This window comes from Salinicoccus roseus, from assembly GCF_003814515.1.
In the GTDB taxonomy this organism is placed as follows: Bacteria; Bacillota; Bacilli; order Staphylococcales; family Salinicoccaceae; genus Salinicoccus; species Salinicoccus roseus.
The window spans coordinates 354,277-370,874 of the sequence record NZ_RKQJ01000002.1 but is presented as its reverse complement, the minus strand read 5'-3'; the positions used below and the strand labels follow the sequence as shown (position 1 = coordinate 370,874).

At 52.4% G+C, this 16,598-nt stretch carries 18 protein-coding genes; 7 read left to right on the top strand and 11 right to left on the bottom strand.

Going from position 1 to position 16,598, the window contains the following annotated elements; translation table 11 throughout:
- Positions 1-104 precede the first annotated feature (104 nt).
- Genes hisIE through EDC33_RS08845 form a run of 9 tightly spaced genes read right to left on the bottom strand, consistent with a single transcriptional unit; the run spans position 105 to position 6,956 of the window.
- Positions 105-728, bottom strand: coding sequence for a bifunctional phosphoribosyl-AMP cyclohydrolase/phosphoribosyl-ATP diphosphatase HisIE (gene hisIE, locus EDC33_RS08885; protein WP_124010901.1), 624 nt, complete (start codon positions 726-728; stop codon positions 105-107).
- Positions 725-1,489: an imidazole glycerol phosphate synthase subunit HisF gene (gene hisF, locus EDC33_RS08880; protein WP_124010900.1), complete on the bottom strand. Its 765-nt coding sequence runs from the start codon at positions 1,487-1,489 to the stop codon at positions 725-727. The genes hisIE and hisF overlap by 4 nt, the downstream gene beginning before the upstream one ends.
- A complete protein-coding gene (hisA, locus tag EDC33_RS08875; RefSeq protein WP_124010899.1) occupies positions 1,486-2,187 on the bottom strand; it encodes a 1-(5-phosphoribosyl)-5-[(5-phosphoribosylamino)methylideneamino]imidazole-4-carboxamide isomerase in 702 nt (233 codons plus the stop codon). The genes hisF and hisA overlap by 4 nt, the downstream gene beginning before the upstream one ends.
- Positions 2,188-2,763 (bottom strand): imidazole glycerol phosphate synthase subunit HisH, encoded by a 576-nt coding sequence (gene hisH, locus EDC33_RS08870; RefSeq protein WP_040106302.1) that lies wholly within the window; start codon positions 2,761-2,763, stop codon positions 2,188-2,190.
- The gene (hisB, locus tag EDC33_RS08865; RefSeq protein ID WP_094906108.1) at positions 2,760-3,338 is read right to left on the bottom strand and encodes an imidazoleglycerol-phosphate dehydratase HisB; all 579 of its coding nucleotides are present in this window, start codon (positions 3,336-3,338) and stop codon (positions 2,760-2,762) included. The genes hisH and hisB overlap by 4 nt, the downstream gene beginning before the upstream one ends.
- Positions 3,283-4,317 carry a pyridoxal phosphate-dependent aminotransferase gene (locus tag EDC33_RS08860; protein ID WP_124010898.1) on the bottom strand — a complete coding sequence of 345 codons (1,035 nt, stop codon included), beginning with the start codon at positions 4,315-4,317 and terminating at the stop codon, positions 3,283-3,285. Before EDC33_RS08860 ends, hisB begins: the two co-directional genes overlap by 56 nt.
- A gap of 4 nt (positions 4,318-4,321) precedes the next feature.
- Positions 4,322-5,554 (bottom strand): histidinol dehydrogenase, encoded by a 1,233-nt coding sequence (gene hisD, locus EDC33_RS08855; RefSeq protein WP_040106300.1) that lies wholly within the window; start codon positions 5,552-5,554, stop codon positions 4,322-4,324.
- Positions 5,551-6,156 (bottom strand): ATP phosphoribosyltransferase, encoded by a 606-nt coding sequence (hisG, locus tag EDC33_RS08850; protein WP_040106299.1) that lies wholly within the window; start codon positions 6,154-6,156, stop codon positions 5,551-5,553. The genes hisD and hisG overlap by 4 nt, the downstream gene beginning before the upstream one ends.
- Positions 6,153-6,956 carry an ATP phosphoribosyltransferase regulatory subunit gene (locus EDC33_RS08845; protein WP_031545980.1) on the bottom strand — a complete coding sequence of 268 codons (804 nt, stop codon included), beginning with the start codon at positions 6,954-6,956 and terminating at the stop codon, positions 6,153-6,155. Before EDC33_RS08845 ends, hisG begins: the two co-directional genes overlap by 4 nt.
- 160 nt (positions 6,957-7,116) lie before the next feature.
- Here EDC33_RS08845 and EDC33_RS08840 point away from each other — a divergent pair, with 160 nt between their 5' ends.
- Positions 7,117-7,404, top strand: coding sequence for a YerC/YecD family TrpR-related protein (locus tag EDC33_RS08840; protein ID WP_124010897.1), 288 nt, complete (start codon positions 7,117-7,119; stop codon positions 7,402-7,404).
- A gap of 474 nt (positions 7,405-7,878) precedes the next feature.
- Positions 7,879-8,157: a hypothetical protein gene (locus EDC33_RS08835; protein ID WP_148087054.1), complete on the top strand. Its 279-nt coding sequence runs from the start codon at positions 7,879-7,881 to the stop codon at positions 8,155-8,157.
- Between the two features lie 96 nt (positions 8,158-8,253).
- On the opposite strand, the gene EDC33_RS08830 is transcribed toward EDC33_RS08835, so the two are convergent.
- Together EDC33_RS08830 and EDC33_RS08825 are read right to left on the bottom strand one after the other, a co-directional pair.
- Positions 8,254-9,069 (bottom strand): metallophosphoesterase, encoded by an 816-nt coding sequence (locus tag EDC33_RS08830; RefSeq protein WP_124010896.1) that lies wholly within the window; start codon positions 9,067-9,069, stop codon positions 8,254-8,256.
- A gap of 132 nt (positions 9,070-9,201) precedes the next feature.
- Positions 9,202-10,413 carry a NupC/NupG family nucleoside CNT transporter gene (locus EDC33_RS08825; protein WP_124010895.1) on the bottom strand — a complete coding sequence of 404 codons (1,212 nt, stop codon included), beginning with the start codon at positions 10,411-10,413 and terminating at the stop codon, positions 9,202-9,204.
- Between the two features lie 207 nt (positions 10,414-10,620).
- Here EDC33_RS08825 and EDC33_RS08820 point away from each other — a divergent pair, with 207 nt between their 5' ends.
- The 5 genes from EDC33_RS08820 (at position 10,621) to radA (ending at position 16,585) form a co-directional block, all read left to right on the top strand.
- Complete coding sequence (locus EDC33_RS08820) at positions 10,621-11,088, top strand: CtsR family transcriptional regulator (protein ID WP_124010894.1); 468 nt, start codon at positions 10,621-10,623, stop codon at positions 11,086-11,088.
- A complete protein-coding gene (locus EDC33_RS08815; RefSeq protein WP_229716691.1) occupies positions 11,063-11,611 on the top strand; it encodes a UvrB/UvrC motif-containing protein in 549 nt (182 codons plus the stop codon). Before EDC33_RS08820 ends, EDC33_RS08815 begins: the two co-directional genes overlap by 26 nt.
- Entirely contained in the window at positions 11,565-12,629 is a 1,065-nt protein-coding gene (locus EDC33_RS08810) for a protein arginine kinase (RefSeq protein WP_229716692.1), read from the top strand. The genes EDC33_RS08815 and EDC33_RS08810 overlap by 47 nt, the downstream gene beginning before the upstream one ends.
- Position 12,630: 1 nt before the next feature.
- Complete coding sequence (locus EDC33_RS08805) at positions 12,631-15,069, top strand: ATP-dependent Clp protease ATP-binding subunit (protein WP_124010893.1); 2,439 nt, start codon at positions 12,631-12,633, stop codon at positions 15,067-15,069.
- A gap of 142 nt (positions 15,070-15,211) precedes the next feature.
- Positions 15,212-16,585, top strand: a complete 1,374-nt coding sequence (gene radA / locus EDC33_RS08800; RefSeq protein WP_124010892.1) for a DNA repair protein RadA — start codon at positions 15,212-15,214, stop codon at positions 16,583-16,585.
- Positions 16,586-16,598: the final 13 nt, after the last annotated feature.

The following is a 16,598-nucleotide window of genomic DNA, read 5'->3' as shown; positions in this document are numbered from 1 at the left end:
AATTATATATGAAGAACTTTTCAATTACAAGCACTTAAGTAGGAATTAAATCGTCGATTTCTGAAAATATAAAAATCCCCTTGAATACTTCAAGGGGACTGCAACTACCATTCTTCTATTTCTCCACGAACTTTGTAGGAGAGATTCTCTCCGTGGCGTGCTTCGAGCCGGGCTTCGACATCTCCAAGGGAGACGCCCTGATGCTTGAGCAGCACGAGGGTATGGTAGAGGAGGTCGCTCGTTTCATCAATGAGCTCCTCCCGATCACCATTTTTTGATGCGATGACGACTTCAGTCATCTCCTCGCCGCATTTCTTCAGAATCTTGTCGATGCCTTCATCGGTGAGGTACTTCGTGTAGGATCCTTCTTCCGGGTTTTCCACCTTGCGGTCGACGATCTTTTCGAGCGTCTGCAGATTGAAATGATCGTCGCCGAAGCAGCTTTGTGTGCCAAGGTGGCATGTAGGGCCCTTCGGTTCCACCTGGATGAGGAGTGCATCCGAATCACAGTCGAGCGCCATGCTTTTGACGACTTGGATATTGCCGCTCGTCTCGCCCTTTTTCCACAGGCGTTCCTTTGAACGGGAGTAGAACCATACGACTTTCTCTTCTGTAGTCTTCTGATAAGCCTCTTCATTCATGAAGCCGTTCATCAGGACCTGCCCAGTCCGCTCGTCCTGGAGAATGACGGACAGAAGTCCGCCGCCTTTTTCGAAATCCGGTTTCATGTCGTCCTCACCTCTATTTCTGCATTCTGCAACGTTTCTTTCAGGTCTTTGATCTCCACTTCCCTGTTATGGAAAATGGAGGCGGCCAGGCCGGCAGAGACGTCCGTCTGACGGAACAGTTCGGTGAAATGCTCTGGGCTGCCTGCGCCGCCGCTTGCGATGATGGGGATATTCACCATTTCGTTGGCCTGCTTCAGGAATCGAATGTCGAATCCCTGTTTGACCCCGTCATGGTCCATGCTCGTGATGAGCAGTTCCCCGGCGCCCAGTGCCTCGCACTGCACAATCCAGTCGAAGGCGCGTACATCAGTCTTCTTGGAGCCGCCGTGCGTATGGATGAAGTAGTCATCTTCCGCTGCATCGTATTTCACATCGACCGCGACACAGATGCACTGGCTGCCGAAGACTTCGCTCGCTTCCCTGATCAGTTCCGGATTCCTGATGGCTGCAGAGTTGATGCTGACCTTATCCGCACCGGCATTGAGCAGCTGGCGGATGTCTTCTACGGAGGAGATGCCGCCGCCGATGGTCAATGGTATGAACAGGGTCTTGGCGGTCTCGCGTATGACGTCGATCATCAGGTCATGGCCATCCTGCGTCTTTGAAATGTCCAGGAAGACGAGTTCGTCGGCGCCTTCCTGATTGTAGCGTGCAGCGAGCTCGACCGGATCTCCGACATCACGGAGACCGACGAAATTGACGCCTTTGACCACGCGGCCCTCCTTGACATCAAGACATGGAATGATGCGTTTTTTGATCATCTTATATCCCTCCAGAATTCATCACTGTGGCTCGCCTTGCCGACGATGGCCTGCGTGATGCCCATCGTTTCGAGTCTGTCCAGGTCATCTTTGCTCCTGACACCGCCGCTTGCGATGACCGCATGGCGGGTCAGTCCATTGATGCGCTGGGTGTTTTCGAAGTTCGGCCCCTGGTTCATGCCGTCCTTGTTGATGTCGGTATAGATGATGCCGGCGATATCGAGGGGTTCGATCTTCTTCAGATAGTCATCGATCGTGATGCCGCTGTTCTCCGTCCAGCCGTTGACGTAGATGTCGTTTTCCCTCGCATCCACACCGACGAAGATGCGGCCGGGGAATCGGCTGACGACGGTTTCAAGCCAGTCGAGATCCATGATCGCCCGTGTGCCCAGGATGAAGTAGTCGATGCCGATGGCGTCATACTGTTCAATCGTTTCGGTTTCCCTGAGCCCGCCGCCGATCTGGAGGGGCAGGTCGGTCTTTTCCTTCAGTTTCTGGATGGCCGTCGTCTCCTGGGCACCCTGTTTGAGTGCGCCCATCAAGTCGACGATATGGATGCGTGCGACCTGTTCGAAGCTGCTGTAGAAGGCGATGGCTTCTTCAGGTGTGCGCTTCATGGCCGTCTTCTTGCCATAGTCCCCCTGTGTCAGACGGACGTTCTGGCCTTCTATGATGTCTATTGCTGGAATGATGTTCATCTATATGCCTCCTTCTATGGCCTGCTTCAGCATTTCCACTCCGATGTCACCGGATTTTTCCGGATGGAACTGGATGCCGATGATATTGCCTTTTCCTACGACGGCGGGCACCGTCACGCCGTATTCTGCCGTAGCGATCGTACTGTCCGTTTCGGTCGCCATGAAACTGTGTACGAAATACACATCCTTACCGTCAAGTGCCGGGGAGGTGCTCTCAAGCGTGTTCCAGCCGAGGTGCGGCACGGGGTGGGGCGTCTCCATCCTGGCGATTCTGCCTGCAAGCAGTCCAAGCCCTTGTGCATTGCCTTCCTCGCTCTCTTCGAACAGCAGCTGCATGCCGAGGCAGATTCCGATGAACCGCTTCGTCTCCGCCAGCTTCAGCAGATCCTCCCTGATGCCGAGGCGGGTGATGGTCTCCATTGCATTGCCGAAGTGTCCGACGCCCGGCAGCAGGATGGCTTCACATTCCGCCAGGTCTTCGTACTTGCTTGAAAGTATATACTCATATCCAAGCTTCTCGAGCGCATTCTTTATGTTCTGTATATTGCCGAGCGAATAGTCGATGATGCCGATCATTCTATGACGCCCTTCGAAGATGGGATGCCGGCGTCACTCGGAGCGAGGGCCGCCTTCAGGCTGCGGGCGAACGCCTTGAAGACCGCCTCGATTTCATGATGAGTGTTGCCGCCCTTCAGCAGGTCGATATGGAGCGTCATGCGGCTGTTCATGCTGACCGCATTGAAGAACTCCATGACGAGTTCAGTGTCGAACGTGCCGACCGTCTCCTTCGAGAATGCCGCCTGGAAGTTCAGGTGAGGCCGGCCGGAGAGGTCGAGCACTACACGCGCAAGGGATTCGTCCATCGGGATGTATGTCGTGCCGTAGCGCTGGTAGGATTCTTTTTGCACGTAGAGTTCACGCAGCATCTGGCCCAGTATGATACCGACATCCTCTACAGTATGGTGGGCATCGACCTCAAGGTCGCCATCCGCTTCCACATTCAGATACAGCTCGGAGTGGAAGCTGAACAGTGTGAGCATATGGTCGAAGAAGCCCACTCCCGTCGAAATGGAGGATTCCCTGAATGATTTTTCGTCATCGAGTGATATGGAGATCTTCGTCTCCTTTGTTGCTCTTTCCTTCTTGATCATATTGATTGCTCCATTCTTTGATTAATTGGTTGATCTGGTCGTAGTCCTCCGGCCGGATCACCGAGTATCTGACGACATCCCCGAGCGGTGCGGCATCATACATCCTTGGCTGGTAGCCGTTCTGGAGAAGGTATGTACCGAGGGAACGTGCACGCCTGCCGTATGTGAAGATGAAGTTCGTATGTGATTCGATGATGTTTATTTTACCAGATACCTGGCTGAATGCTTCGGCAAGACGCGCTTTCGAGTCAAGCTGGTAGCGCACGAATGCATCGAGGGCCGCCCCATCCCCGAATATCCTGCTCGCCAGATTCAACGACAATGAATTGACGGGGTAGGGGTGGTTGAGCCGGGTGATCTTCCGGAATGTCTCGCCTTCTGCGATGGCGATGCCGACCCTGAGTCCGGCGATGCCGAACATCTTGCTCAGCGTCCGGATGATGAGCACGTGGCTTCCTTCCGGCCGCTTGTAGGCGTGTGCGAATTCAAAGTATGCCTCATCAAGGACGAGGTAGCCGCCGACGCCCTTCATGGCATCGGCGAGCGCTTTCAGTTCGCTGTCGGCGAACATCTGGCCTGTCGGGTTATGGGGCACCGATATGAGGAAGAGGGACGGTTTCTTCTCTTCGACAGACCGGATGACCTGATTAAAGTCGAACTGGAAATCTTCGTTGCAGGGGACGGTATATACAGGTACATCCACCTGTTGGGCATATTCATGGTACATCACGAAATCCGGGGCGAGTGTCATGACGCCGTTCTGTCCGAGCGTCATGATGGCCTTCTGGATCCACTCATCCGAGCCGTTGGCGACTTCGACTGTACTGCTGTCTATGCCGTAGTAGTCGGCATAGAGCTGTTTGAAGCGTGTGATTTCATTGCTCGGGTACTCATGGATGTGCGTTTCTTTGACGACTTCTGCGATCGCCGCATCACTGAGCGGGGAGATCGGGCTTGTATTGCGGTCCATGTGGATCATTTCATCACTCCGTTCGGATCCGTAGGGATTGGTAGTGGGCGTCCAGCTGTTCGCGTTTCGCGACGGTCTTCGCCGGTCCGGCGATTTCGGTATAGGTCTCCTGCCCGAGGGAGATGACCGCATGGCTCGTCATGAAGTCGTTCACGTTGAGCCCATGGCTGAATCTGCCCGTCCGGTCGGTCGGCAGTACATGGGAAGGGCCTGCAGCGTAGTCCCCGATGGCTTCCGGGGAGTAGTAGCCGTTGAATACGGCACCGGCATACCTGATGTTGCGGATGATCATGTCGGCATCGCGGTGCTGGATGGATACGTGCTCTGGAGCGATATGATTCACCATATCGAGCAGTGCCTCCCGGGAATCCACGACTGCATAATGGTTGTCCCTGATGGATGCACGGATGATTTCGCTGCGCGGCTGTGCATCGATCAGCTCCTCGAGGCGGTCTTCGATTTCCGATATGACTGCTTCGTCCTCACTGAGCAGGAATGTCCGTGCATTCCGGTCATGCTCGGCCTGGGCGAACAGGTCATAGACGATCGCATCGACATGGACGTCCTGGTCCACATAGATGAGTATTTCACTCGGTCCTGCAATCATGTCGATGCCGACTTCGCCGAAGAGGAGGCGCTTGGCCAAGGCGACATAGTAGTTGCCGGGGCCGACGATCTTGTCGACCTTCGGAATGGACTCCGTGCCGTAGGCGAGCGCGGCGATGGCCTGGGCGCCGCCGACGGTGTAGACATCCTCCACGCCGCATATGTAGAGGGCGGCGAATGTGATGTTGTTCTCATCGAAGGTGGGGGTGGTGACGTGGATTTCCCTGACGCCTGCAGCGAGCGCAGGCACGACGGTCATCAGTACGCTTGACGGATAGAGCGCCGTACCGCCCGGCACATAGACGCCGATCTTCTCGATCGGGTGGTAGACGTACTGGAATTCTCCATCATCCCTGTCTTCATACTTGATGCTCTCCTGGTAGCGTTCGATGCGCGTGCGGATCGTCTCAAGCGCCGTCTTCTCCTCATCGGATATGGCATCATAGCTCGCCTTGAGTGCCGATGCAGGCACTTTGAAGGATTCCGGCTTCCTGCCATCGAACTTCTCCGTGTAGTCCAGGAGGGCGGCATCCCCTTCCGTGCGGACGCGTTCGATGATGTCCATCACATCCTTATAGCCGTCGAACCCCGTGCCGGCACGCTTCTGGTCGAATATCTCCCTGAATTCCTGGGCATTCATTCGATCACCCCGATTTCCTTGATGAAGTCATATATTTCGTCCTCTTTCGTATAGAAGGTCCGTTTGTTCGCAATGAGCCGTGCATGAATGTCCATAATCTTCTCGTGCTCGACGAGTCCATTGTCCCTGAGCGTGCCGCCCGTCTGGACGATATCGACGATGCCGTCCGAGAGTCCGAGCAGCGGTGCAAGCTCCACCGAGCCATTCAGGTGGATCAATGAGACATCCTGCCGCTTATTCTTGAAATACTCATGGGCAATGTTGGTGTACTTCGTCGCGATGACCCTGAATTCCTCCTGGTCGGGCAGGGCAGCCACGGAGAAGTGGCAGTCGCCGAACGGCAGCTGGGAGACATTCAGTATGTTGAATGTGTCTTCGGTGATGATGTCGGAGCCGACGATGCCGAGGTCCGCCACGCCGCTTTCGACATAGGTCGGGACATCCGGCCCTTTGGCGAAGATGAATTTTACATTGTCGACGATGGTGTAGAGCGAGCGTGTCTCGCCATCCAGGGCACGGATATAGTTGTTCAGGTCATTTTCGTTCATATATTTGAGAAAGTCCTTGAAAAGCCGGCCTTTCGTAAGTGCGACTGTAATCATAGCAATCCTCCGTTAGATAGGTTTACCGCAATGCCGAAAGCGCTACTGTTGTATTCCCCGCCGCTCAGGAGCGGATAGTCGTGATCCAGGAAGGCCTGGAAATAGAAACCATTGTAGTACGACTGGGGAGATCGGAATGACAGGTCGAGAATGAATTTCATGCCGTAGCCTTCAAGCGCCTGCTTCAGCCTGTCGATGAAGCGCATGATGTCACTGTCGCCGAACTCGGCATTCACAAGATCCATCTGATCGCTCACCTTCGCCGAAAGCAGGATATAGAGCGGGTGGGTCTGGCCGAGCTGTTTTTTGAGTTCGGACAGGTTCTTTTCATGGACCAGGTTGCGTATGCCGGAATCAAGGTCATACTTGTCGATGTAGAGGTCGAGCAGCGTATCATCGTTGACCACGATCGAATGGAACTTCTCGCCATATCCTTCTGTGACGAACGACAAGTGCATGTCGATGCTCGCCAGTATCTCCTCATCAGTGGGGCGGTAGAGTTCAACGCCTGCCTGGTGGAATGTCTTGTAGTTCCTCACCACGGGGCCGAAGTACCCGAAGAAGCGCTGGCTGAGGTGATAGTCCTCACTGTAGTTGAGCAGGGAGCGCGTCCAGTCGCTGCGGATAGAGAAGAGCTGTTCGTTGCGCTCGAAGATGATGGTCGAGGAATGGTGGCGCTTGTCGTCGATATTGAAGGGCTCCACCATATTCATGTCGACCAGCTGATAGTTTTCATCGGCAAGCAGTTGTGTATAATCCTGTGCAAATTTCAGGCGTCGGATGATCAAATCATTTTTCATACCATATCTCCTTTAATGCTTTAGCGTAATAAAGAATAATCAATAAATCTGATATTAACAAATTAAATTGGTGATGACAAGAGATTTCCGACAATTTTGTTTAACACTTTAAAACGCTAAAGTGATTTGATATGATAATCGTATTAATGGGGGGAAACATATGCAGATAGACAAACTGAGAGGCAAGGAGCTTGATGACCTCTTCGAAGGTATATTGAAGCTTGAAACGGTTGAGGAATGCCATCACTTTTTCGATGACCTCTGCACCACAAATGAATTGGTTTCACTGAAGCAGCGTTTCCAGGTGGCGAAGATGATAAAGGAGGGGCAGACGTACTCGAAGGTCCAGAATGAAACAGGTGCCTCGAGCGCTACGGTGTCCCGGGTCAAGCGCTGCCTGGACTACGGCAGCGACGGGTATCATATGATCATCGACAGGATGGACTGAATGACCTTAACTTGGTTAAGGTCATTTTATTTTAATTAGGCATAATTATTAATTTTACATATACCACTACTGCTGCAAGCCATATCATATCTAATAGGAATGATAGTTTCCTCGAAGTAACCTTGTGACAATCAGTACTATTCATATCTGCAAAAAATATGACAATTTCCTTTAAGGTGTTGGATTTCATAATATGAATTTGTAATCTTTTAGATGTATTATCCGTACTGCCTAAACAGAGAAAAATCTATGGGATAATTTAGTTTTATTGTTGGCTCTCGTATTAAGGGAGGAGAAAGTGTGCATGAAAAAGAATCTGCTTTCCAAAGGAGTAATCCATGCTTAAAGTGAATGGCTTTCATTATGCTTATGATAGTAGCTATCCTGTTTTCATCTGATATTGCTTCTTATATTCTATTTTTTGTTGTTTATTTCAGTATCCAAGGGTTAGTAAATCTAAAGAAGGAGTTAGATATGAAAATCGTAGTACGGATTATTAATAGTGCAGCTGCTTCGATTGTGACGACTTTGATTATTTTAACAGTCAGTTTCTTGATATTGCTGTTTTCAAGTGCAGAACTTGGGTATCGGACAGCATATTTTGGCGCTGTATTCTTCAATAGCGCACCCACGTCCTCAGATACTATAGGTATGACTTTTGGAATCAATAATGTAATACCCATTATCGTTACAGTTGCCATTTTCACAGTAGTTTATTATTTCGTTCTTCAATTGATTGCCAAAAATAGATGAATTGAATAGCAAAGAATATACCCCCGATTTTGAATAGCCGTTCAAAATCGGGGGTTTAGTTATCCTATACTACTCAAATGATTAAACATTATGATACTAAACGTCAATTATTTGAAGCGTATTCTTTATTTCCACAGCAAGGTCATCCGTGCGCCACTCGCGCGAGTAGCCGAGGCAGGGACATATAAATTGGATGCCATTTTCTTCAAACTGGTGGCGGAAGTGGACATGCCCCATGATACTGTAGTGGATCGGGAACTCCTTGTAGAAGGTGTCGAAATCGGATGTGCCGATGAAGGCATTGTAGAAATCGAACAGCCGATGCGGTGTCGGCACGGCGAAACTGCGGTGCGTCACCACGTGGGTCATCATGATGATGTTGCGGTCCCCGACCTCTTCAAGATCCTGCCGAACAGCATCAGCAAAGGTCTTCGACAATGCAGGGTCGTCCATCGGCCAGCTTGTCCGTACCTTATCCTGCCATGTGCCGCCATAGAATTTACCGGTCGCAATCTTCTCCCTGCTGAAGCGGGCATCGGCATAGGAATAGTCATACCAGCCGCTGTGTCCGACGATGGCCCAGTCGTCATCCAGTATGAGCGGGGTGGCGATCATGCTCTCAGGGTGCTCCCTGTAGAATCTGTATATATCGGCACTTGAGGTGTCCTCCGATTCCGGCTGCCAGTAGTCATGGTTGCCGGGAACGAAGCGGATATCGATTCCTGTCCGGACCATGAGCGAATGGATGAAGTTGGTGGTGATGCGATAGTCGCTGGAGATGTCCCCGGCGATGAGGAGCAGTTCAATTTTTCTTCTGTGGACTTCGTCTGCAAGCAGATGTTCAAAATCACTGATCGAGTAGCGTGCATGCCGGCGGTCGACATGCAGGTCGGAAATGATGCCTATTCTCATATTGATCTCTCCGTATGGTCGATTTATCAAGAAGTATCATGTAAACCCCGGGATGAAGTCAATCAAACCGTTCCCGGCCATAAAAGAAAGACAGGCTGGGAGGCCTGTCTTTCTACATATACAGTATCAATTTTAAGCGAAGAATCCGACGACTGCTGCAGTGAGCACACTGACCAGGGAAGCACCGTATACGAGCTTCAGGCCGAAGTGGGCCACTTTGTTGCCGCTGTCGTCATGCAGGCCTTTGACGGAACCTGCAATGATGCCGATGCTTGAGAAGTTGGCGAATGATACCAGGAATACCGAAATCATCGCCTGGGATTTGCGGCTGAACTCGTCCGCCATTCCCGTATAGTCGAGCATGGCGACGAATTCATTCGTAATCAGCTTCGTCGCCATCAGGCTGCCCGCCTGCTGGGCTTCAGACCAAGGGATTCCGATGAGGAATGCGATCGGCATGAAGATGTAGCCGAGGACGTCCTGGAATGTGATCTCCATTCCCGGGATGAGCAGGAACGCTTCGTTCAGGATGGCGATGAGTGCGATATAACCGATCAGCATCGCTGCAACGGTCATGGCGACTTTTGCACCATCCATGATGTAGTCCCCGAGTATCTGGAAGAATGATTTGCCTGCATCCGGGTTGTCATCGACATCGGCCGCATCTTCCGCATCCGTCACTTCATACGGGTTGAGGATGTGGACGATGACATATGTACCGAACAGGTTGAGTACGATCGCCGTAACGACATACTGTGGTTCGAGCATTGTCATATAGGCACCGACGATGGACAGGGATACGGAACTCATCGCCTGTGCAGATAGTGTATAGAGGCGGTGCCTCGGAAGGTGTGGCAGCTGGTTCTTCAGTGAAATGAAGACCTCTGACTGACCGAGGATCATGGATGCCGCACCGTTGTAGGACTCAAGGTAGCCCATGCCTGTGACCTTCGTCAGCAGGAAGCCGAGTCCGCGGATGATCAGCGGCAGCAGTTTGGTGAACTGCAGAATACCGATCAGTGCCGAAATGACGATGATCGGCAGCAGTACATTGAAGAAGAAGACATCTGCCGGAGAACCGTCTCCGAGTGTCGTCAGGTCGCCCATGACGAATCCGACACCTTCAGCGGCAAAGCCGAGCAGCGTGTTGAATCCGGCTGCCAGGAATTCGATGACGGCCTGGCCGGCGCCTGTGGAAAGAAGTATGAAAGCAAAAAGCAGTTGTATACCGAGCAGGATCAGAATGTTCTTCCATTTTTTGAAGGCAAGCTTGCGGTTGCTGCTCACAAGCCATGCGAGGAAGAAAGTGAATGCGATCCCGATGATACCCATAAGAATATTCAAGAATTTCACCTCATAAAAGATTAAGTTGTATTCATTATATAGCATGGCGTTATTGTCTGTATATGTAATCATGTGACAAAATCATCCCGATTCATTATAATGCAAACGTTTACAAAAATAAAGGGTGGATATAAAAAAACATTACATTTGCCATATTTGATTATAGGATATATAATTTAGTCAAAGAAGGTCAAAAGGGGTGATGTAATGCGCAACATGTCGGATATAATCGAACAATACCTCAAACAGCTGATTGAAGAATCCGGCGGTGAAGTCGTGGAAATAAAACGCGCGCATATCGCAGAGAAATTCGACTGTGTCCCCTCGCAGCTGAACTACGTGATAAAGACCCGTTTCACCAATGAACATGGCTACACCGTGGAGAGCAAGAGGGGCGGCGGCGGATACATCCGGATCACCAAGGTGGAGACCCACTCCAAATCCGAGTATCTGGCACGCCTGAAGCAGCTGATCGGCGACGGCATCTCTCAGCAGAATGCCAAGCACATCGTACAGTCGCTGATGGAGAACGAAGTAATTACAATGAAGGAAGCGAAAATCATAGATGCAGTACTGGAGAGGGAATCTCTGATGCTCGATCTGCCATACCGTGACCGCCTCCGTGCGAATATACTGATGAGGGTGATAGATGTCATTCTCTACACAGAGGAGTGATGAGATGAAATGTGAATCATGCAACGAAAGAGAGGCAACGATCCATATCTCAAAGGGCAATGGCTTCGAAAAGACCGAAAAGTTCCTGTGCGAGCAGTGTGCCAATGCCTCATTCGAGAATGACTTCAGTTATCCGGACGACAGCTTCAACATACAGAAGCTGCTCAAATCACTGTCCGAGCACCCATCCCTGCAGCAGACAAAACGGCGTCCGAAGCAGTGTGCGACATGCGGGTCCACCATCAACACCATCGTACAGATGGGGAAATTCGGATGCCCCGACTGCTATACCACTTTCGGCAGTCAGGCAGCCGACATCATCAGCCGGGTGCAGGCCCACCAGTCGGAGCATGTCGGGAAGGTGCCTGTGAAGGCGCGTGCCCAACTGAAGACGAAGAAGCAGCTCGAACAGCTGAAGGGTGAACTCGCAAAGCTCGTCGAAGCGCAGGAGTTCGAGGAGGCAGCGGTAGTACGTGATGAAATCAAGGCGCTGGAACAGGCAGGTGATGATGATGGGATATGATCACATCAGCCCGTGGATGCAGGAATCAGAGGAGCTGCCGGTTGAAATGTCCGCGCGGGTGAGGCTCGCCCGTAACGTGAGTCATCTGCCCTTCCCATACATGATGAAGGGAAATGATGCCATTGCGCCGGTGCTTGAGAAACTGGAAAAGACACTCACAGGCTACCGGCGTGTGGAGATGTCCGGCCTCCAGTTCGAGGACAAGGCGCTGCTGGTCGAAAAGCACCTGGTGAGCCCATTGTTTACGAAGCAGGGGCTGCTCAGTTATATTAGTGAAGACGAATCCGTTTCCATCATGGTCAACGAAGAGGATCACCTGCGCATCCAGACGATGGGCGTCGGCCTCCCGATGATGGATCTCTATAGAAAAGCGGATGCGATCGATGATATGCTGGAGTCGGAAGTCGATTATGCATTTGACGAAAAGTATGGTTACCTCACCGCCTGTCCGACGAATGTCGGCACCGGGCTGCGTGCCTCTGTGATGCTCCATCTGCCGGCGCTCACCTTCGGCAGCCGCATCCAGCCGCTGTCTGCAAATTTGAGCCGTTTCGGTTTCACATTAAGAGGTATATATGGAGAAGGATCCGTCCCGCTCGGACATATATACCAGCTGTCGAACCAGCTGACACTCGGGCAGACGGAAGAGGAGATCATCAACAACCTTGACGAACTGAAGGAACGCATTGTCGAAGAAGAGATGGAGATGCGCTCATGGCTTGAAAGTGAACATCTTCTCGAAGTGAAGGATTCGGTCTACCGCTCCTACGGCCTCCTGAAGCATGCCTACAGGATGCCATTGAAAGAAGCGGCAAAGTGTCTGAGCGATCTGAAGCTCGGCACCGACCTCAATCTGATTGAACTGGAAGGTTTCCAATTCCAGAAATGGATTCAACTTATTCAGCCAGCATTCATCAAGATGCGCCTGAATGAAAAAGATATAGAAATCACGTCCTTGGAGCATGCTGTTGAAGAAGAGCGTGCGGCTTTGATGAGACAATTACTAGGAGGGGAATAATATGTTATTTGGCAGACTGACTGAAAGAGCGCAAAAAGTGCTGGCCTATGCACAGGAAGAAGCAATCAACCTCAAGCATTCGAATATCGGAACCGAGCACCTGCTGCTTGGGCTCGTAAAGGAAAACGAAGGCATTGCCGCGAAGGTCCTCGAATCCTTCAACATCACTGAAGAGAAAGTGAAGGAGGAAGTGTTCAACCTGATCAACGAAGGCAGTGAACCTTCCTCTTCCATCCACTACACGCCGAGGGCGAAGAAGGTCATTGAACTTTCAATGGATGAAGCGCGCAAGCTCCACCATAACTTCGTGGGCACGGAGCATCTCCTGCTCGGCCTGATCAGGGAAAGTGAAGGCGTGGCCGCACGCGTGCTCTCCAACCTCGACCTGAACATCACGAAGGCCCGTGCCGCAGTCATCAAGATGCTCGGCAACCCTGAGTCATTCCAGCAGAAGGACGGCATGAAGAAGGACCACAATACACCAACCCTGGATTCACTGGCCCGCGACCTTACGCAGATTGCCCGTGATGAAATGCTCGACCCGGTCATCGGCAGATCCAAGGAGATCACCCGTGTGATCGAGGTGCTGAGCAGAAGGACGAAGAATAACCCGGTACTCATTGGTGAACCTGGTGTCGGCAAGACGGCGATTGCCGAAGGCCTTGCCCAGGCGATCATCAAAAACGAAGTGCCGGAGACACTGAAGGACAAGCGCGTCATGTCACTCGACATGGGGACCGTCGTGGCAGGCACGAAGTACCGTGGTGAATTCGAGGAACGCATGAAGAAGGTGATGGAGGAGATCCATAAGGCCGGCAACGTCGTGCTGTTCATCGATGAGCTGCATACACTGATCGGGGCCGGCGGCGCCGAAGGTGCAATCGATGCCTCCAATATCCTGAAGCCTGCACTTGCACGCGGCGAGCTGCAGTGCATCGGGGCGACGACGCTTGATGAATACCGCAAGCACATCGAAAAGGATGCGGCACTGGAGCGCCGTTTCCAGCCCGTACAGGTGGATGAGCCGAATGTCGAGGATGCGATACTCATTCTGAGGGGTCTCCGCGACCGCTATGAAGCACACCACAGGATTACCATCACGGATGAGGCGCTGGAAGCGGCAGCGGTCATGAGTGACCGCTATGTCCAGGACAGGTTCCTGCCGGACAAGGCGATCGATCTGATTGATGAAGCGTCATCCAAAGTGAGGCTCAGAAGCTATACGTCCCCACCGGATCTGAAGGATCTTGAAGGCAAGCTCGAAGCCATCAAGAAGGAGAAGGACGCAGCCGTACAGAGCCAGGAGTTTGAAGCAGCGGCGAACTACAGGGATCAGCAGACGAAGCTTGAAGATGAGCTTAAGAAGCGTGAAGACAATTGGAAGAAGGAACAGGGACAGGCATCACAGTCTGTAACGAGAAGTGATATAGAACTTGTCATCAGCAGCATTACAGGCATCCCGCTCTCCAAGATTGCAGAGGACGAGTCGGAGAGGCTGATGAACCTGGAGTCCATCCTGCATGACCGCGTCATCGGTCAGGAAGACGCCGTAGCTTCCATTTCGAAAGCGGTCAGAAGGGCACGCGCCGGACTCAAGAATCCGAAGCGTCCAATCGGCAGCTTCATCTTCCTCGGTCCGACGGGTGTCGGTAAGACGGAGCTTGCCAGGGCACTCAGCGAAGCGATGTTCGGCGAAGAGGATGCGATGATCCGCGTCGACATGAGCGAGTACATGGAGAAGCACTCCGTCTCCCGTCTCGTCGGTTCACCACCGGGCTATGTCGGCTATGATGATGGCGGCCAGCTGACGGAAAAAGTGAGGAGGAAACCTTATTCACTCGTGCTTTTCGATGAAATCGAGAAGGCTCACCCGGACGTCTTCAACATGCTGCTGCAAGTATTGGATGACGGACGTCTGACGGACTCCAATGGACGCACCGTCGACTTCAGGAACACGATCATCGTCATGACATCGAACGTCGGTGCCCAGGAGCTCAGGGACAACAAGTTTGCAGGCTTCGGTACGACGGCGCAGTCCCAGGACTACGACACGATCAGAAATACGATGATGAAGGAACTGAAGAACAGCTTCCGTCCGGAATTCATCAACCGTGTGGACGATATCATCGTCTTCCACAGCCTCGAGAAGGAACACCTCAAAGAAATCGTGACGCTCATGATCAATCAGCTGACAGAGCGTTTGAGCGATCAGGATATCCATCTTGAAGTCACCGAGTCGGCCACCGAAAAGATTGCCGAGGAAGGATATGACCCTGAATATGGTGCGCGTCCACTCGCACGCTCCATCCAGCGTCATATCGAAGATACGCTCAGTGAATCCCTGCTTTCCGGCGAGGAACTCGAAGGCAGAGTCGTCACAATCGACTACAAGGATGACGAATTCAATGTAAGCACGAAAGAAAAAGTTGCAGTGGAATAGAAGGAGTGGCACGCCGGGATGGGAAACCATCCCGGTTTTTTCATCATGGGGCCTCGGGCTGCAATGAGGTTCCGCTTTAAAATCATAGGTAATAGTTATACAATATTAATAATAAATTCAAATTACAGGAGAGTCTCTAGACATGGCAAAGACGAAAAACATTTTCGAGTGTATGGCGTGCGGACATGAGTCGCCCAAATGGATGGGCAGATGTCCAAACTGCGGTGCATGGAACCAGATGGAGGAGAAACTGGTCCACAAGGAGACCAAGGGCAGGGGAACATTCGGCAAGCCTGAGGCAGAAGGCCGCCAGCGCAGCCGGAAGCTTGAACGCGTAAACAAAAGCAACACACCGAGGACGCTGACCCAGAGCGGCGAGTTCGACCGGGTGCTCGGCGGCGGCATCGTCGATGGCTCCCTGATACTGATCGGGGGTGACCCCGGAATCGGGAAGTCGACGATTCTGCTCCAGACTGCGCTGACCCTGTCCCAGAACCACGAAGTGCTGTATGTTTCCGGTGAGGAATCACTGGAGCAGATAAAGCTGCGTGCGGACCGGCTGACCGAAGGAAGCGACCAGCTGAACGTCTACAGTGAAACGAACCTCTTCTACATCCATGACGAGATCAAGCGGCTGGATCCGGACTTCCTGATCATCGACTCCATCCAGACCGTATTCAACCCGGATGTGACAAGCGCCCCCGGCAGTGTTTCGCAGGTGCGGGAGTGTACACAGAGCCTGATGAACATCGCGAAAAGCGGCAACATCGCCACCTTCATCGTCGGCCACGTGACCAAAGAGGGACAGATTGCAGGGCCGAGGATGCTCGAGCATATGGTGGATACGGTGCTCTATTTCGAAGGGGATCAGCATCATACGTACCGGATGCTCCGGGCGGTCAAGAACCGCTTCGGCTCCACGAATGAAATGGGCATGTTCGAGATGAAGAGCGAAGGGCTGAAGGAGGTGCTCAATCCATCGGAGGTATTCCTCGAGGAACGCTCGAAGAATACCCCCGGATCGGCCATAGTGGCCACCATGGAAGGAACGCGGGCGCTGCTGGTTGAGGTCCAGGCACTCGTCACACCGACGCACTTCCATAACCCGCGGCGCATGGCCACAGGCATCGACCAGAACCGTCTGTCGCTTCTGATGGCGGTGCTGGAGAAGAGTGAAGGGCTGCTCATGCAGCAGCACGATGCCTACATCAAGGTCGCTGGGGGCGCCCGGCTGGATGAACCGGCAGTCGACCTCAGCGTCATCGTCAGCATCGCTTCAAGCTTCAAGGCCGCACAGGTGCGCGGCGACGACTGCTTCATCGGTGAAGTCGGGCTGACCGGTGAGATCAGACGTGTAACCAAGATTGAACAGAGGCTCCAGGAGGCGGCGAAGCTCGGCTTCAACCGTGCAATCATCCCGGCGTCGAACATGAGTGGACTGGAGGTGCCGGAAGGCATCGAGGTCATCAGCGTCCGCACCTTGAAGGATGCGCTGAAAGCCGCAATCAAGAAGTAGGGGAGGTGAATAT